The organism is Bacteroides zoogleoformans (assembly GCF_002998435.1).
In the GTDB taxonomy this organism is placed as follows: Bacteria; Bacteroidota; Bacteroidia; order Bacteroidales; family Bacteroidaceae; genus Bacteroides; species Bacteroides zoogleoformans.
Genome location: NZ_CP027231.1, coordinates 1,251,080 through 1,271,151, shown reverse-complemented (window position 1 = coordinate 1,271,151; position 20,072 = coordinate 1,251,080). Strand labels below are relative to the sequence as shown.

Below are 20,072 nucleotides of genomic sequence, written 5' to 3'. Positions count from 1 at the left end.
TGGTTACTTGTTTATTTGTTGTTTAAGTTCGTTCAATTCCTTGCGGAGCGTATTCAGTTCCGCATACATGTCCGGCAGCTTGCGGAAAATGGCTGCTGATTTGAAATAAGGCTTCAGCTCCATCGGAGGTGTACCAATCAGTTGGCTGCCGTCCTTGATGTTGCCGGGAACACCTGATTGTGCGCCAAGGTTTACTTGGTTTCCTATGTGGATATGACCTGCAATGCCTACTTGACCACCTATCATACACCATTCTCCCACTTTTGAGGATCCGGCAACGCCTACCTGTGCGGCCATTACCGTGTGTGAGCCTATTTCATCGTTGTGTGCTATCTGGATTAAATTGTCCAGCTTTACACCGCTATGTACAATGGTGGCGCCCATGGTGGCCCTGTCTATACATGTGTTTGCACCTACTTCCACATTGTCTTCCAGAATGGTGATGCCGATTTGGGGAATCTTCTCATATCCTTCGGGAGTCGGGGCAAAACCGAATCCGTCTGCACCGATCACACAACCGGCATGCAGGATGCAATGATTGCCTACGCGGCAGTCGTGATATATGGTTGCATTGGCATAAATGATGCAATTGCTGCCTACCTTTGCGCCGCTGCCGATGGTGACGTGCGGATGAATGGCAGTATTGTCGCCCACTTCTGCATGTTCGCCGATGCAGGCGAAAGGAGCCACATAAACATCCTTTCCTATCTTTGCACTCTCGGCAACAAAAGCCAAAGGACTGATTCCTGTCTGTTTCGGTTTGCTTTGCTCGTAAAGGTTGAGTAGCTTGGCAAGGCTTTCATAGGCGTTGTCTACTTTAATCAGCGTTGCTTTTACTTCTTGTTCCGGGGTGAAATCCTTGTTTACCAGAACAATGCTTGATTGGGTTTCATATATGTAGGAGGTATATTTGGGATTGGATAAGAATGAAATGGCCCCCGGTATTCCCTCTTCGATTTTCGCAAAGGTATGAACGGTGACATTCTCGTTCCCGATAATTTCTCCTTGGATAAATGTAGCGATTTGTTTAGCCGAAAACTCCATTTTACTATTCTTGTTAGATGGTTTCAAAGCACAAATAACGGATTTTTTTTTAATATATCCTTGCCCTGTGATGAATATTTTATACTTGTCTATGCAAACGTTGATAGCATAGGTAGTGTTTTTTTACTTTCTTGGACAGGAGGGAGATATTGAGCATATCCGATGCTTCGGCAATGTTTTTGATGCTGCCGTCATTATAGAGTATGTCAATACTGTCGTCTGCCTCGTCATACATATTCTTCTCAATGCTGGGGGTAGAAATGAAATAGCTTGCTTCGGCGAGGGAGATGTCCAATTGTTCGCTGATTTGCAAAGTCAGTTCTTTTTTCCGCTCCTCGCTGAAAGGCTCGGTAGAAATCTCTACCTTGAAGATGTTGCGGTTAATCATGCCGGTGCTCAAAGTAGATAGCACCTTGTCCGGATGGTCGCTCCAGACTTTGAGAGCTGTCCAGATGTCGTTGTCGTCCAGTCGGATGAAATGCTCCAGGCATTCCGGGTTGCTGTAGAATATCTCTCGGTTGATGTCATTGTAGAGAAAGAATCGCAATGCGGGCGAGGCAAATAACTCTTCTCTCCGGCCGGCAAGCTCTTTGGCGCGCAACAGGGTGCTGATAAGCATTCTCTCGTAGGCCACGGATGTTTTGTGCAAATAGACTTGCCAATACATCAGACGGCGTGCGGTGAGGAAATTCTCGATGGAGTAAATGCCTTTGGACTCGATCACGAGGTGGTCGTCCTTTACATCAAGCATCTTGATGATACGTGCGGAACCTATATTCCCTTCCGTCACTCCGGTATAGAAACTGTCGCGGCGGAGGTAGTCGAGGCGGTCCATGTCAAGCTGCCCGCTCACCAGTTGATGCAAGAAGCGTTTGGGATATTCGTCTTTGAAGATTTGGATGGCAAGCGTCAGCTGTCCGTTCATCTCTTTGTTGATGCGTTCCATCAGCATCAGCGATATGTCTTCGTGTGACACACCACGCACAATGGTGTCCTCCAGCACATGAGAGAAAGGTCCATGCCCGATGTCGTGCATCAGAATTGCTGCTTCTACGGCTTCGGCCTCACTATCGAAAATGAAGTTGCCTTTGGCAGTGAGCTGTTGGATGGCTTCGCTCATCAGATAATACGCTCCCAATGAGTGCTGAAAGCGTGTGTGTTGTGCGCCGGGGTATACCACAGACGACAAACCTACTTGTCTGATGCGGTTTAAACGCTGTAGAAGGGGATGCCGGATGAGGTCATAGAGCAGTCCCTTGGGTATGTTGATGAACCCGAAGACCGGGTCGTTGATGATTTTCCTTTTGTAGGACATGTGGTTGAGATTTGCGGCAAAGGTAATGCCTTTTTAGGAGACGGCAAAACGGAAAGAATATTCTGTAAAAGTAGAAAATAAGAAGGCACTGATTTTGCAACTAAACAGATTCCTTCCCCTGTCACAAAATCTGTGCTTCTTGATTGGTCCATTCAATCGGTTCTTATCCGATATAAACATTTATTCCCAATGAAACATAGAGATCATCTCCTTCAAGGTGAATTTCAATCTTATCCTCGCGAGCCAACCATCCTAAGGCGGCTCCAAGTTCTCTATCACCCAATTCGGATCTCTCTTTCAAGGTCTCATACCTCCATTTGGCATTATCGCTAAGCAAATACCAAATTCTTCCTGCATTAAGCCCAATTTCCCTTTTGTTCATAGCAACATCGATTTAATAAGTTATTGATTAGGTTTCTGTTTTTAAAGATAACAATTTTTCTTGAAAATAGGGCGCATAAAGAGTAAAAAAGAACGTTTTTTTGCGATTTTTATGATAAATGAAAACCGCAATGTCGCTAAAGACATTGCGGTTTCCTATGTTTCGTTCAAAATAAAGAGAGATGATTACATCATTCCGCCCATGCCTCCCATTCCGGGAGCACCCATCGGCATTTCGGGTTTATCTTCTTTCTTTTCTACAATGACACATTCGGTGGTGAGGAACATTCCGGCTATGGAAGCTGCATTTTCAAGAGCCACACGGGTAACTTTTGCAGGGTCTACCACACCGGCGGCATGTAAGTTCTCGTAGACATCGGTGCGGGCGTTGTAGCCGAAGTCACCCTTGCCTTCACGCACTTTTTGCACAACAACGGCACCTTCTTTTCCTGCATTGGCTACAATCTGGCGCAACGGCTCTTCGATGGCGCGCTTGATGATATCAACGCCTGTGGTTTCGTCTGCATTGTCACCCTTGAATCCTTCCAAAGCTTCGAGTGCGCGAATATAGGCTACACCTCCACCGGCAACGATGCCTTCTTCGATGGCGGCGCGAGTAGCGCGAAGCGCATCATCTACGCGATCTTTCTTTTCCTTCATCTCAACTTCGGAAGCGGCACCTACATAGAGGACAGCTACGCCACCTGACAATTTGGCCAGACGTTCTTGCAGTTTTTCTTTGTCGTAGTCTGATTTTGTAGCGGCAATCTGAGCCTTGATTTGTTCGCAGCGTTCCTTGATGTTTTCTTTGCTACCGGCACCGTTTACGATTGTAGTGTTATCTTTAGATACGGTTACTTTATCGGCCGTACCCAACATCTCAATTGTTGCCTGTTCCAATTTCAGACCTTTTTCTTCACTGATGACAACACCGCCGGTCAATATAGCAATGTCTTCAAGCATTTCTTTGCGACGGTCACCGAAGCCTGGAGCCTTCACTGCACAAATCTTCAACTGAGAACGCAGACGGTTCACAACCAAAGTAGTCAAAGCTTCGCTATCCACGTCTTCTGCAATAACCAGCAGAGGACGGCCGGTCTGTACTGCCGGTTCCAGGATGGGCAGGAAGTCTTTCAGGTTGGAAATCTTTTTGTCATAAATCAGAATGTAGGGTTTTTCCATTTCACACTCCATCTTCTCCGTATTAGTTACGAAGTAGGGAGAAAGGTAACCGCGGTCAAACTGCATACCTTCTACTACACCGATGGTTGTATCCGTACCCTTTGCTTCTTCGATGGTGATGACGCCGTCTTTGGAAACTTTACGCATGGCATCCGCAATCAGCTTACCGATAATGGGGTCGTTGTTGGCAGAAACAGTACCTACTTGTTCTATCTTATCATAGTTATCACCTACCTTTTCTGATTGGTTTTTGATGGATTCTACCACTTTGGCAACAGCCTTGTCGATACCGCGTTTGATGTCCATGGGGCTTGCACCGGCGGTCACGTTTTTCAAGCCTTCGGCTACAATGGCCTGAGCCAATACGGTAGCGGTCGTGGTGCCGTCACCTGCATCGTCACCGGTCTTAGAAGCAACTTCCTTTACAAGCTGTGCGCCTGTATTCTGATAAGCATCAGCCAGTTCCACTTCCTTAGCTACAGTAACACCATCTTTCGTGATGTAAGGAGCGCCGAACTTCTTTTCTATGATTACGTTACGTCCTTTCGGGCCGAGAGTTACCTTAACTGCATTTGCCAATGTATCAATCCCTTTCTTCAATTGGTCGCGGGCATCGATATTGAATAATATTTCTTTTGCCATAATTCTATCTATATTTTAATGTTAGATTCATAATTTGTAATTTATCCCAAAACCGCAAGCACATCGCTTTGACGCATGATAAGGTACTTGGTTCCCTCAACATCCAGTTCCGTTCCGGCATATTTGCCATACAGCACTGTGTCGCCGACCTTCAATACCATTTCTTCGTCTTTTGTTCCGTTGCCTACTGCAATTACTTCACCTTTCAAAGGTTTCTCTTTTGCCGTATCGGGAATGATGATTCCGCCAATTGTTTTCTCTTCTGCGGGTGCAGGGAGTATCAGTACTCTGTCTGCCAGTGGTTTAATGTTCATAGCTTTTTGTTTTATGTTATACATTATTACATTAAATGTCTTGCTTTAGACAAGCACCAAGGAATTTACGAAAACTGTGCCAAAAGGATGATGGTGCTTATTTGGCAGATAATGACTGACAAAATGACGCTACGACCTTTGTGCTTGTGCAAGAAGCGGGAGTGATTTTCAGTCTATGGTCTTGTCAGATATTTCTTTAAATGGTAACGTCCCTTCTGTCGGGTTGAGTTTTTATATTGTATAACCTCATGAGGGCAAATATGTATGCAGGCCATGCAATGGATGCACCCTTTGCCCCAGACAGGGTGTTTTTCTTGTAAGCGGATATTGTTCATCGGACACGAATTGACACATGCGCTGCAAGACGTGCAACCCTCATCCGACCGAAACCCTTTGGAGTGAATCACGAAACGGTTGAACAGCGGATTGACGATGTAGGTTTTCAGCCATGCAGCTTTTCCTTCATGTACCTCCCATACATGTTTCTGTGCAAGGATATCTTTGGCTATGGAAGATATGCGGATACGCGCTTCTTCTATTTTCTTAAAACAGAGGGTATCGTCATCCAGCTCGAACATTGGGATGTATGTATTGGGCATAGCTACAGACCAAGCTGCGTCTAAACGGAAATGTCCGGAAAGACGTTGCAAGCCTTTACCTGCATCATCGCCGCAGGTACATACGGCATATCGGTAGGTCTGATGGGGTAAATGGATTTGTTGCAGGAACTCAATCAATATACGAGGAGCATACCATGAATGTATTGGAAAGATAATGCCGAAAGATTCCCCTTTCATCAACTTTTCCGTTATCTCCCTTTTCTGCTCTGTTAAGTGGGCGATGTTGATGGCTTTTTCTTTTGTTTCTTCCGCAAGACGCTCTGCCACCCAACGAGAATTCCCGGTTCCGGTAAAATAAAGTATCATAAGCTTTGCTTTTGTTGGCAAAGGTAACAAAAAACAGAGGTATGCCGGCCTGCTTTTTATTCCAGCATTTCTTCGATTGAGTAGTTTTCCCAAAATGTTTTTGTGGAATGCACTAATGAACTCCCTATATAGAGTAGGAACAATATCGCAATGACAATCATCAGAAAACTGACCAGCGCATTGTGCTTTTCTTGTTTAAGTCCGACAGAAACCATAAGAACCTCCTTTGTTTTTATTATCCTGCAAAATTAGAAGTTGCAAACTACATACTACCTACATTCTCATGACATTATATGTTGTAACTTCTTTTGTGCCATAAATATATAAAAAAAGGAGCAAATATTGCTCCTTTTAAAAGTTTTTTCAGTTTTTATTAACTCAATTCGCTAATTAATTCTTTCGGAGAAACAAGTCTTTGTTCACCGGTTTCCATGTTTTTCAATGTAACCTTTCCTTCGTTCATTTCATTTTCTCCTACCAACGCGACAAAAGGTATGGCTTTTGAGTTGGCATAGCTCATTTGCTTCTTCATCTTACCGGCGTCGGGGAAAATTTCGGCACGGATGCCTGCCGCACGTACTTGGAGCAATACTTCCAAAGAAAAAGCTGCTTCTTGCTCTCCGAAGTTGATGAACAAGAGTTGAGTGGAATTCACTGCTTCCTTGGGATAAAGGTTAAGTTGATTCAATACATCGAAGATGCGATCGGCGCCAAAGGAGATACCCACTCCTGAAACTCCCGACATCCCAAACACTCCGGTCAGGTTGTCATAGCGGCCGCCACCGGTAATGCTGCCAATCTGTACATCCAAGGCCTTGACTTCAAATATGGCACCGGTGTAATAGTTCAAGCCACGGGCAAGAGTCAGGTCAAGATCAATCTCGTTCTTCAAGCCGATGGCTTTAAGTGTAGAGAGAATAAATTCGCTTTCTTCCACCCCTTTCAGGCCGGTCTCACTATCTGCAAGAACTTCCTTCAGAGTAGCGAGCTTCTCTTCGTTGCTACCGCTCAGCAGGATGATGGGTTGCAACTTACCAATGGCCTCATCGCCGATACCTTTCTCTTTAAGTTCGGCATTGACATTATCAAGTCCTATTTTGTCCAATTTGTCTATGGCTACGGTTATATCGACAATCTTATCTGCCTCGCCAATGATTTCGGCAATGCCGCTCAAAATTTTGCGGTTATTGATTTTGATGCAAACTCTAACGCCGAAGCGGGTAAATACAGTATCGATAATCTGCATTAATTCCACTTCGTTCAGCAAGGAGTCACTGCCCACTACATCGGCGTCACACTGATAGAACTCACGATAACGTCCCTTTTGCGGACGGTCGGCACGCCAAACGGGTTGTATCTGATAACGTTTGAAAGGGAAGGTGATTTCATCACGGTGCATTACCACATAGCGGGCAAAAGGCACCGTAAGGTCATAGCGTAAACCTTTCTCACAAAATTTGGAGGCCAGTTTGGCTGCATTTCGGCTTAATAATTCCTCGTCTGTCAAGCCGGAGAAATAGTCGCCGGAATTTTGTATCTTGAACAACAATTTATCGCCTTCTTCACCATATTTCCCCATCAAGGTAGAAAGCATCTCCATCGAAGGTGTTTCTATCTGCTGGAATCCATACAGGTGATATACTTCGCGGATGGTACTGAATATATAGTTTCGTTTCGCCATCTCTACAGGCGAAAAGTCGCGGGTCCCTTTCGGAATACTTGGTTTTGTTGCCATAATCGTATTGGTTTCTTTTAAAATAGGATGCGGCAAAGTTACGTTTTTTATTGAATAAGAAAAAAAGATACTCGCACTCTTTATCCGTAGTGCGGGTATCTCTTTATCCGATTTCGCAAAGGCTTACTCTTAATGCTTGTGTCTGTGCGTATCCATTGAGGCAGATTTGCAAGAAACGTTATCTTTATAACAAGCTGTCCTTTAATCTCTGCGGCCCAAGAATATCATGATATAATAAATTAATGTGGCCAAAGAACCAAGAGCAGCCACTACATAGGTGTAAGCGGCCGAATGGAGCGCATCTTCGGCTTGTGCATGGTTGTAAGAATTTGTAATACCTGATTTGCTAAGCCACACTAATGCGCGTTTGCTGGCATCAATTTCCACCGGTAAAGTAATGAAGCTGAATAGGGTAGTGGTAGCAAACAGGATTATACCGGCCAATAACAGTTGCGGGAAGGAGTTCAACATCAAGATGCCGGCCAAAAGCACCCATGTCATCCATTGTGAGGCAAAGGAGACTACCGGAACCAATTTGCTACGCATGGTGAGCGGGGCATAGGCTCGTGCATGCTGCACGGCATGCCCGCATTCGTGAGCAGCAATGGCGGCAGCCATTATGCTGTTGCTGTTATAGACGCCTTCACTCAAATTCACAGTTTTGTCGGCAGGGTTATAGTGGTCGGTCAAGTGTCCCGGCGTGTGTGTCACGGTGACGTCATAAATCCCATTATCTTGCAGCATTTTTAAAGCTACATCTGCTCCTGTCATACCATTCCCTATGGCTATTTTGGAGTATTTTTTGAACTTGTTCTGCAAATTCATCTGCACCAACCAACTGATAACGGCAATACCGATAAAAATAATCCATTGCATTCCTATCATTCCTGTTCCCATAATTTTCTTTCTTTATTTGTGAATAAAATCTATTGTCGATAACTGTATAGCAAATTGTTTGCCAAAAAAGAAGAATAAGGCAGTCAGCTACCTCAACGCCCCCTTGCCGAGCTGTAATTCTACAATCGTATCAATATCTGTTGGGATGTCAGATAAGTATAGCATCACACCTTTTTCGCATTTTTGAAATTTCAGGGGAGCTTTATCGGCAAAGCGGACGGCTTTCTTAACTTTTTTCCCTTCTAATGGCAAGAATAGGACTTTGTCTTGTAAGTCAAGGATGTGCACAAACAATTTATCTCCTTTCTGCGTAGTTACGCCCCAAGGTCGTGGAGCGATACAACCTCCGCGGGTGCCATAAATGGTTTCTCCATACTGTTTCATCCATTTTCCTACTTCTGCCAAACGTTCCAATGCTATAGCCGGAAGTTCTCCGTCGGGTTGAGGCCCTATATTCATCAGCAAGTTGGCGTCTTTGCCTGCCGCTTTTACCAGATAATGGATCAATGTTCTTACCGACTTATAGTCTTGATCTGTAATCTTATATCCCCACATGCCATTCATGGTTTCGCACGTCTCCAAAGGAAGGGAACTTATGTCTTGCCCCGATAATCCGGCACGATTCTCACCCGGCAGATCTCGTTCAAATATCTGGATGTCTTCTCCGGTAAAAGGCGTCTGATGATGATTGTTGCCAATGAGGCAAGCCGGCTGCAGGCGGTGTATCATTGCATACTGTTCCGGCAGTTGCCAATCAAAATCAGGATTCCGGTCTTGATCCCACCAGCCATCGAACCAAATGGCACCAATCTTACCGTAGCCGGTCAGCAGTTCGGTCAACTGGTTATTCATGAAGTTGTAGTAACTATTCCAGTTTCCTGCCGCGTTGGGGCGTCCGGTACCGCGTCCGGTACGTCCCCACGGGGCATCTTCACGAAACCAATCGATGTGCGAGTAATACAGATGAAGGCGAATGCCTTGCTTGTGGCACTCGTCTGCCAGTTCTTTCAGGATATCGCGTTTGAAGGGAGTGCCGTCTACAATATTGTAATCGGAGTAGCGGGTGTGGAACATAGAGAAGCCTTCGTGATGACGAGTCGTAAAACAGATATACTTTGCCCCGGAAGCCTTGATGGCGGATACCCATTGAGTTGCGTCAAACTTAGAAGGGTAAAAGCCACCCGCCAATTTGGCATATTCTTTATAATTCAAATTCTTGTTGGTCATGGTCCATTCGCCGGTAGCCAGCATAGCATAAAGCCCCCAATGAAGAAAAATGCCGAATTTGCTGTCGCGGAATTCTTGGCGAGACTCTAAGTTCTCCTTCGTGGGTTGATAAGTTTGCGGTTTTATGGAAGCCGGAAACAGAATCAATAATAAAAACGATAAAAAATGAGTTTTCATGGCAATAAATAATGTGAACTCTAACAATTGTAGTGAATCCTAAATATCAATAAAGCAACTGATTATCAACCTTCTTTATCTTGAATAAATTCATCGAACTCACGTTAAATAAGAAAAAGACACAAGATTATCCGGAAATTTACAGTTTCTCAGCTGAAGCCGTAAAAATCGTGTAATCTTGTGTCTTCGGTTTTGATTTCTTGATGTTATTCTTCTGTGTAACGCTCGATGGTCTGTTCGCGGTCGGGCCCTACTGATACGAATTTGATAGGAACTTCCAATTGCTCTTCCAAGAAGGCCAGGTATGCGTTGAACTCTTCCGGAAATTCATCTTCGCTTTGCATCTTGGTCATATCGGTTTGCCAACCGGGTAATTCAACATAAATAGGTTCCACCTCTCCTTGAATGTCAAATGGGAAATAGTCTATTTCCTCACCGTTCATTTTATAAGCCACACATGCTTTGATGGTTTCAAACGAATCGAGTACATCACTTTTCATCATGATCAATTGGGTCACACCGTCTATCATAATGGCGTATCTCAATGCCACCAAATCAATCCAGCCGCAACGGCGTTTACGCCCTGTTACCGAACCGAATTCATGCCCCAGTGTGCAGATCTGGTCACCTGTCTTATCAAATAATTCTGTAGGGAACGGCCCGGAACCGACACGTGTGCAATAAGCCTTGAAAATGCCGTATACCTCGCCAATTTTATTGGGAGCTATGCCAAGACCGGTACAAGCTCCGGCACAAACCGTATTGGAAGACGTAACAAACGGGTAAGAGCCAAAATCAATGTCCAACATCGTTCCTTGTGCTCCTTCGCATAATATCGACTTGCCCGAAGTCAGCAGATGATTCATCTCATGCTCGCTATCCACCAGCCGGAATTGTTTGAGATATTCTATGCCTTCAAGCCACGATTGCTCCAATTCCGTAAGGTCGTATTCGTAGTTTAAGCTCTTCAGAATCTGTTCATGTCGTGCTTTGGCATCGGCATACTTCTTTTTAAAATCGTGCAGGATATCACCTACTCGTATACCATTACGGCTCACTTTATCCGTATAGGTCGGGCCGATACCCTTGCCGGTGGTTCCTACTTTCGAGTCACCCTTGGCTGCTTCGTATGCTGCGTCTAATATACGGTGGGTAGGCAGGATGAGGTGTGCTTTTTTGGAAATGTGCAAGCGTTCTTTCAAGTTATGACCGGATGTCTCCAACGCTTCTGCTTCTGCTTTGAAGAGAGCCGGATCCAGCACCACCCCATTACCGATGATGTTTACTTTGTCGCCTTGAAATATACCCGACGGGATGGAACGGAGTACATACTTCTGTCCTTCAAATTCGAGTGTGTGCCCTGCGTTCGGCCCACCCTGAAAACGAGCTACGGCATCGTATCTCGGAGTTAACACATCAACGACTTTGCCTTTTCCTTCGTCGCCCCATTGTAATCCTAATAGTACGTCTACTTTCATTTTTCTTTCTTATGATGATTATTCTTTTTCTTCCGTTTATTGGCGCGATCACACTTGCTGCACAATCCATACAGATATAAAGAATAGTGCGTAAGGTTGAAATGGCTCAATTTGGTATTCTCGATGGCATGCTGCAATTCTTCATTTTGAAATTCTGTCACTTTGCTGCACTGTGTGCAAATCTGATGATGATGGGTGTCACGGTTGTAACATTTTTCGTATTGGGAAGAATTGCCGAATTGGTGCTTGATGACCAAATGGGCATTTATCAGTAAGATAATGGTATTGTAAAGCGTTGCTCTACTGACGCGGAAATTACCTTGATTAGCCATTAGTGAGTAGAGCGTGTCAATATCGAAATGGCTGTCGATGGAGTAAATGGTGTCAAGTATTGCATAACGTTCGGGAGTCTTTCGATGCCCGTTCGCATTCAAGTATTCAGTGAATATCTCCTTAACTGTATCCTTCACGTTCTGATTTTCCATTTGACCGCACAGTTTTTATAGCGAACAAAGTTAATCCTTTTTTGCGGAAAGCAAGAGAGAAAAAGATAAAAAATACAGGATGAAAGGAAAAGATGCCGTATTCTTTCAGAAAGACGTTTCTATATACTCTTTTACCCATCTGTATAGCAGCTGTTCCGATTCATGTGCGGAATCCTCCATCTTTTCCACTTGGCGGCAAACCCGGAAAGTGTTCTCTTCGCCATGCTGCATGTAACAACGGATGGCTGTCATTGCAGCGTTGCGAGTGTGGTAAGTGCCTGATAGGAATGCAGTGATTGCTTGGTCGAGAAACTCATTCTCAACCCGTTCGTTCATGTCGCCTTTCTTATTCAACAAGCGGGCTATGGTCAGAAAACCGCAAATCTGTATGTATTCTCTGTCATCGGCAATCCAATGGAAAGATTTGGCAGGGGCATAGGGCAGATGCTGGAATAAATTCATGCAGGTGAGTTCTGCTATTTCGATATTGCGGATATCTTCTACCCAAATATCGGCTATTTCCGGCAGAAAACTATCAATCGGTTGCAGAAGTCCGGCGAGGATTTTACATTCTCGAATCTCTTCTTTCCATAAGGCTTGTGCCAAGGCATGGCTCTTTTCGAATTTTGCGGCAATGCCCTTTATGCGGGGTAGCTCTACGCCGAAGTTCAGCTTATACACCAGTCCTTTCTCGCGCATGCTTTGAGACACTGCGCCGTTCATTGAGAGGCGGAGCAGCGTCTTTATTTCTTTGAGTTGTTCTTTGGTTTCCATAAGTCGTGTAGCTGTCAAGTATCTTTCTTAAAGCTTGGCCTCCTTTGAGGAGGCCGGCCGGAGCGGAACTCCAAAAGAAAATCAAAAACAGTTTTTAGTTATTGACGGATGGCAATGTGGAATAATCTCTGCTATAGCGTAGCATCTGTTCAGCATAACCTTCATCATAAGTCACTGTCACATCGGTGATATTACCGTTAGCATCTGTCACGGTCTCATATTTGGGATTGACAAAGCCTTTATATGGAGCAAGATTCAATTTCTTATAGCGATCCAGCACTTCGGCGTGTAATACAGGATCTACTTTCACGGCATACGTTTCCACTAAATTGCGGGCGGCGGCAAAATCTCCGGTAGATTTGATGCGTTGCACTTCGGCCAGTAATTGGCCGAACAAGGTGCGAAGTTTTTCATAGTCGTTTATTATGATGTAGGTCTTTCCGTCTTTTTTTACCATCTCCACCACCTTGTCGGCAGCACCTTTCTCATAGACCCAACGGGCAATAAGCTGGCGGTTGCGCATGTGGGCTTCTTCTACATTGTTGCCCGGTTCAATCCGGACAAGCTGAGTCATCAACCCATTCATCAGGTAGGTATAATACTCGGCTTTATAGGCTTCGGCATTGGGCGTCAATCCTAATTCCATCAATTTAGAGTCGGCTACGTAATAAAGACCAAACAAGTCGGCTCGGGCTTCCTCGATGGTAGAGCCGTAAGCTTTCAGCGCATCTGGGTCTACGCCCGGCAGCAGTTTGCCCGAACCATGCCCCAAGCATTCGTGCAAGTCGGTATGAAGTTCGCCTGTCAGGTCGGCATATTTATCAATCAATTGCAGTTCGGTCTTGCCATATACAAATTCTTCATTGAAACCATTGCCGTGCGCAGCCTTGTTGTAAGCATCGGTGATATTGCCAATGGTGACTGATTTGGAACCGTGGCGGCTGCGTATCCAGTTTGCATTAGGCAGGTTGATGCCGATTGCTGTTGCCGGATATAAGTCTCCCGCCAAAATAGCCGCTGTGATGACTTTGGCCGATACACCTTTCACTGTCTCTTTTTTGAACTGTTTTTCTACCGGAGAGTGATCTTCGAACCATTGTGCATTGTTACTGATCAACTCGGTACGGCGGGTGGCGTCAAGGTCCTTAAAGTTGACCAGCGATTCCCAGCTTGCTTTCATGCCAAGCGGGTCGCCGTAACTCTCTGTGAAACCATTCACAAAGTCGATGCGCGAGTTCAAATCTTTCACCCACAGGATGGAATACTCGTCAAATGTCTTTAAATCACCTGTTTCATAGAATGCCGTCAGTTTGCTTATCACACTCTTTTGCTCGGGTGTTTCGGTCACTTCTTCCGCTTTCTTCAGCCAATATACTATCTTTTCAAGTGCTTGCCCATATAACCCGCCTATTTTCCATACTTTTTCTTGCACCTTGCCGTCAATCTTCACCAGACGGCTGTTTAAACCATAGGAGACCGGAGTTTCATCTTTGGGATTTTTCAATGCGTTATAGAAATCTTCGGCTTCTTGCTGTGTTACCCCTTCATAATAGTTACAGGCGGAGGTTAGCACTAAATCTTCATCTGCTGCTTGATTTACTCGTTTCTGCATGATATGAGGATCGAAAATAACAGGAAAAACTTCTTCGCACAGTTGTTCTACGCTCTGTCCTTCCGCAAGTGGCAATGTGGAAGCATCCACGCTTAGTAGGGCTTGTTTGAAGAAGTCGGAGGTAAAGCCCGGCACAAACTTCTCGCAGCCATAGTGATGATGGATTCCATTGGAGAACCATACTCGTTTGAGATACTGTTCCATCGCTTTGAAGTCGGATGTGTTCTTATCTCCTTTATAGCCGGTATATACGGCCTCTAACATTCTGCGTATGCGCAGGTTGTATTTTCCGTTCTGGTCGAAAAGTATATCCCTTCCCTGCAAGGCGGCCTCTGTCAGGTAATAAACTAATTTCTTTTGATTGAGGGACAGACCCTCGAATCCCGGTACGCGATAGCGTAAAATCTGTAAGTCTGCAAATTGTTCCACTGTATAGTCAAAATTTTCTGCCTCGGCAGTTGTTTTTGGAGTTCCGCCACAAGCAGTCAGCAAAGAGAGGGCGGTAACCAGGGTGATGATTGGTTCCTTCATGTGTGAATGTGTGAGGAAAATTATAAAAAAACAGAACAATATCTTCAAAAAAAGGAAGTATCCCGAATCTACAGTTCCGAAATATTTCCTTTTTATTCACTCAGCCATGTAGAATTATTTCCTCTTGCCATCCATGTGCTTTTTACGATAGCCGTTAGGAGTTTCACCTACATTCTTATAAAAAGCGGCATAAAAAGATTGGCGGTTTGCGAATCCCACCATCGTACTGATTTCTTCAACATTCTTGTCAACATACCTTTTGTCTGTCAACAAATGTTGCGCTTCTTTTATTCTATATTCATTCAGTAGGCAAGAATAATTCATGCCAAAACGCGAATTAACCACTGCTGATAAATAGCGGGTATTGGTCTCTAATTCTTTTGCCAAATCTTTCGCGGAGAACGCGGCATCTCTGTACTTCTTGTGTACAACGAGGATGTTCAATATCTTGTCATACAACTCGTCTGCCAATTCCGGTCTGATTAAAGAACGATAGACAGCATCTTTCTCTTTTTTTTCGCGCAGGTTGTAAGGACGTTTCTTTACTCCTTCCTCCTGAGCTTTGTTTTCTAAATCACTCATTGAATTAAACTGGTTAGGGTTGTTGTTAAAATCGGAAAATCCAAAGGATTAGCCTATTAAATTTCACAAAAGTCATATTTTTTTTTTAGATATGCAACTTTTTAAGTATGGAATTTTGATGTAAGAACAAAGATTATGAGAAACTTTAATTTCTATTGACAGATATGTGGTGTAAAAGCTTGAATAGTTACTATTTCTGGTTTATACAATAAAATAATTAGTGTACCTTTGTCGGCAGAATTTTAGATGCCCAATCATGCTGAAAACACTTAAGACATATTTCGGTTACGATAGTTTCCGCCCTTTGCAGGAGGAGATAATCCGCAATGTACTGCTTCGTAAAGACGCCTTGGTGCTGATGCCTACGGGAGGTGGCAAGTCCATCTGTTACCAACTTCCTGCTCTGTTGAGCGAAGGTACGGCGGTAGTGGTTTCTCCTCTTATCTCTCTGATGAAAGATCAGGTGGAAGCGCTTTGTGCCAACGGTGTTGCCGCCGGTGCGCTGAACAGCAACAACGATGAGACTGAAAATGCCGCTTTAAGGCGTGCGTGCCTGGAAGGGAAACTGAAATTACTCTATATCTCTCCTGAAAGACTGCTGGCGGAAGTGAACTATTTGTTGAGAGACATGCACATTTCTTTGTTTGCCATCGACGAAGCTCATTGCATCTCGCAGTGGGGGCATGATTTCCGTCCTGAATATACGCAGATGGGGGTGCTGCACGAATTGTTTCCGCAGGTTCCTATCATTGCGCTGACGGCTACGGCCGACAAGATAACCCGCGAGGACATCATCAAGCAGTTGCACCTCAACGAACCTGAAATTTTTATCTCCTCTTTCGACCGTCCTAATCTGAGCCTTGCCGTAAAACGGGGTTATCAGCAAAAGGAAAAAAGTAAGGCTATCCTTGACTTCATTGCCCGCCATCCGCAAGAAAGCGGCATTATTTATTGCATGAGTCGCAGTAAGACCGAGTCGGTAGCGCAGATGCTTCAGAAACAAGGAATAAAAACCGTGGTTTATCATGCGGGTTTGCCTGCTGTGCAAAGAGACAAGGCACAAGACGACTTTATCAATGACCGGGTGCAGGTGGTGTGTGCTACCATTGCTTTCGGAATGGGGATAGATAAAAGCAACGTACGTTGGGTGATTCATTATAATCTGCCCAAAAGCATCGAAAGCTTTTATCAGGAAATAGGGCGTGCCGGACGAGACGGACTGCCCGGCGACACGCTTCTGTTTTATTCGCTGGCCGACCTTATTCTGCTTACAAAATTTGCAACAGACAGCGGGCAGCAGAGCATCAATTTGGAGCGACTGCAGCGCATGCAGCAATATGCCGAAGCAGACATCTGCCGGCGTCGCATATTGTTAAACTATTTCGGAGAAAGTACGGCTCACGATTGCGGAAATTGTGATGTTTGCAGAAATCCTCCCGAACGTTTTGACGGTACCGTCATTGTGCAAAAGGCGCTTAGTGCCATTGTGCGTGCCGACCAGCAGATAGGAACCGGCATTCTGGTGGATATACTCAGAGGAACCATGAGTGCCGAGGTGGCGGAAAGGGGTTATCACCGGCTGAAAACTTTCGGAGCCGGGCGTGAAGTGCCTGCCCGCGATTGGCACGACTACTTGTTGCAGATGCTTCAATTAGGTTATTTTGAAGTAGCTTACAATGAAAACAATCACCTGAAAATTACCCCAAGCGGAACGGATGTTTTATATGGCAGGGCATCTGCGCAACTTGCTGTTATCCGGCGAGGCGAAGAAACACAACCTGTCCGAGGGCGTAAGCGAAAATCCACCGTTCCTGCCAAAGAGTTGCCGTTGGGTCTGCCCAATGTGGAAAGCGGGGAATTGTTCGAGGCGCTCCGGTTGCTCCGCAAGCGCTTGGCCGACCAAGAAGCGCTTCCTGCCTACATCGTTCTGTCCGACAAGGTGCTTCACCTGCTCAGCACTTCCCGTCCCACAACCGTAGAAGAGTTTGGGAATATCAGCGGCATCGGCGAATACAAGAAGAAAAAATACGGGAAGGAATTCGTCGAACTGATACGGAAATACTGTTGAAGATGACTTACTTATATTTGCCGATTAATAAGATTTGTCGATATAGCCTCACTGTCTCTTCCGGTGTACTGCAATTTATGAATACCGGTATGTCTTTTATCCTCTCTATATGTATGAAAGGAGATGATTTATTATTCAGAAACAAAAAACACTTTTTCCCGTTGTTGAGCACATAATATCCTATATTCTTGTCCTTTACAGATATACCGTTACTTCGATATGCAACGTCAGGGAATTTATCCTCCAGCATTATCCCGGAGGCAGTGGCAAACGGGATATCCAGAGTATAACCGCCTCTAAGTTCAATTTGCGTTTCGCTCAGGGTTATCTCAAAAGACATGGAGGAAGCTAATTTCTCATTGAAACAATAACCTGCCCCGATTACCGATAGCACGAAGCCGCCGATAGCTGCATATTGCCACCTGTTCCCTTTCGTGATTATTACAAAACACAAACTTATGATAAGTACAATTCCCGATAGGACCAGATGTGTTATCACTCGGGCACTTGTACTTGATAGAGGTATTCCTCCTATATTTTGCAATGAATATACGATGGCTGCCACCAAGAATAAATATCTGGCGAGTTTTATGTATTTGCGATTATCGGCAAGGTTTTCAACGGGTAAGATGAACCGGAACAATCTGTGGAGATAAAGAGCAAATAATAACAGAATCAGTGTAACTCCAATATTGAGAAATATATTTTCCATGATTACTGAACAGCTGTTTATTTTTTGTAAAAAGGTTCTCTTTAATTATTTACTGAACTTTCACATGTGACTTCTCACATGCGAAAGTTCAGTAAATGACAAATGAAGTGGGAGATAAGTATATCTTAAAATACTGACCTCTTGTCCGATTTTTATCTTGGTCTGTATTGGTATTACCGCAACAGTTCCCTGATGTCCGCTTGCGGTATTCCCAGTGATGCGGCTTTCTCGAGGTCGCGCTTTGCCAACTCCTTTTTCTTTTGCGAGAGATAAAGCTGCCCGCGCATCAGGTAGGCTTCCGGTTGCGATGGATTCAGGCGGATGGCCTCCTCCAAATCGACCATTGCCAAGTCGGCATGTTCCATATCCTTTTCGACGCCTGCACGTGCCGTGTAGAGTACGGCTGCCTGTGAATCCGTCAGGATGGCCGATGGGGCGTCTTTCTGCGCAAGCATGCTGTTCAGAATGGAAAGGGCCGCTTCGTATTTCTTTTCTTTCTGCTCCAACATGGCCATTCCAAGGCGGCCGTTATAGCTTTGGGGAGCAATCTTCAGCAAGTGTTCGTAGTCGGCCCGTGCAAATTTATAATTACGTTGCTGCATGTATGCATAAGCGCGCATCAGCAAGGCTTCTTGATTATCTTTGTTCATATCCAGCACTAACGAATAGTCTATCCGGGCCAAATCTTCCTTCCCCATTTCGAGATAAAGCGCTGCGCGGTTCAACAAGACGGGTACGGCACGCGGTGCAATGTTCAGTGCAAGCGTATAGGATTCCAACGCTTGTTCGTACTGTTGCCGGCGTCGCTGTATGATTCCAAGATTGGAGAACAGCAGGGCGTTGTGTGGATTGGCTGGCTCTAACTTCAAGGCTTGCCGGATGTATCTTTCGGCTTGCGTCAGGCTATCTTGCTCCATAGCGGTGACCGCACGTTCACTCAGTTCCTCGTAAGTCTGGGAAAAGGCGGGGCACACGCTTATGCCTGCGTATAGTAGAAGAGAAAGAAAAAGCTTCTTCATTGTTGTCTTATTTTTATTCCAAGGGATAGGTGTCGAAAGCAAACAGTTCCGTTGACAGATACCGTTCGCCCGTATCGGGCAACAGGGTGACAATCGTTTTGCCTGCAAATTCGGGACGTGCCGCCAACAGCCGTGCCGCATATACCGCCGCACCGGATGAGATGCCGGCCAGCAGACCTTCAGTGGCGGCCAGCTCGCGACCTGCACGGATGGCTTCGTCGTCAGGAACCGGAACTACTTCATCTACCACGGAAGCGTCATAATTGGAAGGGATAAAGTTGGCGCCGATGCCCTGAATGCGATGCGGTGCGGCTTTTCCTCCTTCCAATACCGGAGAGGATGCCGGTTCCACGGCAACGATATAGACATCGGGGTTGTGCTTTTTCAAGGCGCGTGCCACTCCGCAGACTGTGCCGCCCGTGCCTACACCTGCCACAAAGACATCGACCCGGCCTTCCGTATCCGCCCATATCTCTTCGCCCGTGGTCCGTTCATGGGCTTTTGCATTGGATGGATTTTCGAACTGTTGCAAAATAACCGCTTCCGGTATTGCGTCCCGCAGTTCTTTAGCCTTGGCAACAGAGCCTGCCATGCCTGCCGGTCCTTCAGTCAACACGATTTCCGCTCCCAAGGCCTTCAGCAGGTTGCGGCGTTCCAGGCTCATCGTCTCGGGCATTGTCAAAATCAGGCGATAGCCTTTGATGGTCGACACCATGGCCAGTCCCACACCGGTATTGCCGCTGGTGGGCTCGATGATGGTGGCACCGGGTTTCAGGGTGCCGCGCGCTTCGGCATCTTCAATCATGGCAAAAGCCACACGGGCTTTCACGCTTCCCGCAGGATTGAAAGACTCCAATTTGGCCACTATGTTGTTTTTCAGTCCGTATTTGCGGCTGTATTCAGACAATTCCATCAAGGGGGTATGCCCGATTAGTTCTGTCAGATTCTTTGCTATTTTTTTCATAATCAAG

18 protein-coding genes are annotated in these 20,072 nt (G+C 45.4%); 1 reads left to right on the top strand and 17 read right to left on the bottom strand.

What is annotated here, in order from left to right:
• Window positions 1–3: 3 nt before the first annotated feature.
• The 14 genes from lpxD to C4H11_RS05290 form a co-directional block, all read right to left on the bottom strand.
• Window positions 4–1,044, bottom strand: a complete 1,041-nt coding sequence (gene lpxD / locus C4H11_RS05355) for a UDP-3-O-(3-hydroxymyristoyl)glucosamine N-acyltransferase (RefSeq protein ID WP_106040762.1) — start codon at window positions 1,042–1,044, stop codon at window positions 4–6.
• Window positions 1,045–1,123: 79 nt separating this feature from the next.
• Window positions 1,124–2,359: an HD domain-containing protein gene (locus tag C4H11_RS05350; protein ID WP_106040761.1), complete on the bottom strand. Its 1,236-nt coding sequence runs from the start codon at window positions 2,357–2,359 to the stop codon at window positions 1,124–1,126.
• A 163-nt stretch (window positions 2,360–2,522) separates the two neighbouring features.
• Complete coding sequence (locus tag C4H11_RS05345; protein WP_106040760.1) at window positions 2,523–2,741, bottom strand: winged helix-turn-helix domain-containing protein; 219 nt, start codon at window positions 2,739–2,741, stop codon at window positions 2,523–2,525.
• A gap of 185 nt (window positions 2,742–2,926) precedes the next feature.
• Window positions 2,927–4,564 carry a chaperonin GroEL gene (gene groL, locus C4H11_RS05340; protein ID WP_106040759.1) on the bottom strand — a complete coding sequence of 546 codons (1,638 nt, stop codon included), beginning with the start codon at window positions 4,562–4,564 and terminating at the stop codon, window positions 2,927–2,929.
• Between the two features lie 41 nt (window positions 4,565–4,605).
• The gene (locus tag C4H11_RS05335) at window positions 4,606–4,878 is read right to left on the bottom strand and encodes a co-chaperone GroES (protein WP_106043156.1); all 273 of its coding nucleotides are present in this window, start codon (window positions 4,876–4,878) and stop codon (window positions 4,606–4,608) included.
• A 173-nt stretch (window positions 4,879–5,051) separates the two neighbouring features.
• Window positions 5,052–5,804 (bottom strand): EFR1 family ferrodoxin, encoded by a 753-nt coding sequence (locus C4H11_RS05330; protein WP_106040758.1) that lies wholly within the window; start codon window positions 5,802–5,804, stop codon window positions 5,052–5,054.
• A gap of 373 nt (window positions 5,805–6,177) precedes the next feature.
• Window positions 6,178–7,539 (bottom strand): histidine--tRNA ligase, encoded by a 1,362-nt coding sequence (gene hisS / locus C4H11_RS05325; RefSeq protein ID WP_106040757.1) that lies wholly within the window; start codon window positions 7,537–7,539, stop codon window positions 6,178–6,180.
• A 201-nt stretch (window positions 7,540–7,740) separates the two neighbouring features.
• Window positions 7,741–8,436 carry a zinc metallopeptidase gene (locus C4H11_RS05320; RefSeq protein ID WP_106040756.1) on the bottom strand — a complete coding sequence of 232 codons (696 nt, stop codon included), beginning with the start codon at window positions 8,434–8,436 and terminating at the stop codon, window positions 7,741–7,743.
• An 87-nt stretch (window positions 8,437–8,523) separates the two neighbouring features.
• Window positions 8,524–9,840 carry an alpha-L-fucosidase gene (locus tag C4H11_RS05315; protein ID WP_106043154.1) on the bottom strand — a complete coding sequence of 439 codons (1,317 nt, stop codon included), beginning with the start codon at window positions 9,838–9,840 and terminating at the stop codon, window positions 8,524–8,526.
• Between the two features lie 206 nt (window positions 9,841–10,046).
• Window positions 10,047–11,318 carry an adenylosuccinate synthase gene (locus tag C4H11_RS05310; RefSeq protein WP_106040755.1) on the bottom strand — a complete coding sequence of 424 codons (1,272 nt, stop codon included), beginning with the start codon at window positions 11,316–11,318 and terminating at the stop codon, window positions 10,047–10,049.
• Complete coding sequence (locus C4H11_RS05305; RefSeq protein WP_106040754.1) at window positions 11,315–11,803, bottom strand: Fur family transcriptional regulator; 489 nt, start codon at window positions 11,801–11,803, stop codon at window positions 11,315–11,317. The genes C4H11_RS05310 and C4H11_RS05305 overlap by 4 nt, the downstream gene beginning before the upstream one ends.
• A 105-nt stretch (window positions 11,804–11,908) precedes the next feature.
• On the bottom strand, window positions 11,909–12,577 hold the full coding sequence (locus C4H11_RS05300; RefSeq protein WP_106040753.1) for a DNA alkylation repair protein: 669 nt from the start codon (window positions 12,575–12,577) through the stop codon (window positions 11,909–11,911).
• A gap of 94 nt (window positions 12,578–12,671) precedes the next feature.
• On the bottom strand, window positions 12,672–14,720 hold the full coding sequence (locus C4H11_RS05295; protein WP_106043152.1) for a dipeptidyl-peptidase 3 family protein: 2,049 nt from the start codon (window positions 14,718–14,720) through the stop codon (window positions 12,672–12,674).
• A 114-nt stretch (window positions 14,721–14,834) separates the two neighbouring features.
• Complete coding sequence (locus C4H11_RS05290) at window positions 14,835–15,302, bottom strand: helix-turn-helix domain-containing protein (RefSeq protein WP_106040752.1); 468 nt, start codon at window positions 15,300–15,302, stop codon at window positions 14,835–14,837.
• Between the two features lie 256 nt (window positions 15,303–15,558).
• Here C4H11_RS05290 and recQ point away from each other — a divergent pair, with 256 nt between their 5' ends.
• Window positions 15,559–17,370, top strand: coding sequence for a DNA helicase RecQ (recQ, locus tag C4H11_RS05285; protein WP_106040751.1), 1,812 nt, complete (start codon window positions 15,559–15,561; stop codon window positions 17,368–17,370).
• Between the two features lie 7 nt (window positions 17,371–17,377).
• Here recQ and C4H11_RS05280 read toward each other — a convergent pair whose 3' ends face one another.
• The 3 genes from C4H11_RS05280 to cysK form a co-directional block, all read right to left on the bottom strand.
• Window positions 17,378–18,082 carry a hypothetical protein gene (locus tag C4H11_RS05280; RefSeq protein ID WP_106040750.1) on the bottom strand — a complete coding sequence of 235 codons (705 nt, stop codon included), beginning with the start codon at window positions 18,080–18,082 and terminating at the stop codon, window positions 17,378–17,380.
• Between the two features lie 173 nt (window positions 18,083–18,255).
• Complete coding sequence (locus C4H11_RS05275; RefSeq protein ID WP_106040749.1) at window positions 18,256–19,101, bottom strand: tetratricopeptide repeat protein; 846 nt, start codon at window positions 19,099–19,101, stop codon at window positions 18,256–18,258.
• Window positions 19,102–19,114: 13 nt separating this feature from the next.
• A complete protein-coding gene (gene cysK / locus C4H11_RS05270; protein ID WP_106040748.1) occupies window positions 19,115–20,065 on the bottom strand; it encodes a cysteine synthase A in 951 nt (316 codons plus the stop codon).
• Between the last annotated feature and the right edge of the window lie 7 nt (window positions 20,066–20,072).

Bases quoted from the DNA above. Each gene is read 5' to 3' on its own strand.
- C4H11_RS05315 (WP_106043154.1), bottom strand. From the start codon at position 9,840: ATGAAAACTCATTTTTTATCGTTTTTATTATTGATTCTGTTTCCGGCT.
- recQ (WP_106040751.1), top strand. From the start codon at position 15,559: ATGCTGAAAACACTTAAGACATATTTCGGTTACGATAGTTTCCGCCCT.
- C4H11_RS05280 (WP_106040750.1), bottom strand. From the start codon at position 18,082: ATGGAAAATATATTTCTCAATATTGGAGTTACACTGATTCTGTTATTA.
- C4H11_RS05295 (WP_106043152.1), bottom strand. From the start codon at position 14,720: ATGAAGGAACCAATCATCACCCTGGTTACCGCCCTCTCTTTGCTGACT.
- C4H11_RS05310 (WP_106040755.1), bottom strand. From the start codon at position 11,318: ATGAAAGTAGACGTACTATTAGGATTACAATGGGGCGACGAAGGAAAA.
- C4H11_RS05320 (WP_106040756.1), bottom strand. From the start codon at position 8,436: ATGGGAACAGGAATGATAGGAATGCAATGGATTATTTTTATCGGTATT.
- hisS (WP_106040757.1), bottom strand. From the start codon at position 7,539: ATGGCAACAAAACCAAGTATTCCGAAAGGGACCCGCGACTTTTCGCCT.
- C4H11_RS05290 (WP_106040752.1), bottom strand. From the start codon at position 15,302: ATGAGTGATTTAGAAAACAAAGCTCAGGAGGAAGGAGTAAAGAAACGT.
- lpxD (WP_106040762.1), bottom strand. From the start codon at position 1,044: ATGGAGTTTTCGGCTAAACAAATCGCTACATTTATCCAAGGAGAAATT.
- C4H11_RS05300 (WP_106040753.1), bottom strand. From the start codon at position 12,577: ATGGAAACCAAAGAACAACTCAAAGAAATAAAGACGCTGCTCCGCCTC.
- C4H11_RS05350 (WP_106040761.1), bottom strand. From the start codon at position 2,359: ATGTCCTACAAAAGGAAAATCATCAACGACCCGGTCTTCGGGTTCATC.
- C4H11_RS05335 (WP_106043156.1), bottom strand. From the start codon at position 4,878: ATGAACATTAAACCACTGGCAGACAGAGTACTGATACTCCCTGCACCC.
- cysK (WP_106040748.1), bottom strand. From the start codon at position 20,065: ATGAAAAAAATAGCAAAGAATCTGACAGAACTAATCGGGCATACCCCC.
- groL (WP_106040759.1), bottom strand. From the start codon at position 4,564: ATGGCAAAAGAAATATTATTCAATATCGATGCCCGCGACCAATTGAAG.
- C4H11_RS05305 (WP_106040754.1), bottom strand. From the start codon at position 11,803: ATGGAAAATCAGAACGTGAAGGATACAGTTAAGGAGATATTCACTGAA.
- C4H11_RS05345 (WP_106040760.1), bottom strand. From the start codon at position 2,741: ATGAACAAAAGGGAAATTGGGCTTAATGCAGGAAGAATTTGGTATTTG.
- C4H11_RS05330 (WP_106040758.1), bottom strand. From the start codon at position 5,804: ATGATACTTTATTTTACCGGAACCGGGAATTCTCGTTGGGTGGCAGAG.
- C4H11_RS05275 (WP_106040749.1), bottom strand. From the start codon at position 19,101: ATGAAGAAGCTTTTTCTTTCTCTTCTACTATACGCAGGCATAAGCGTG.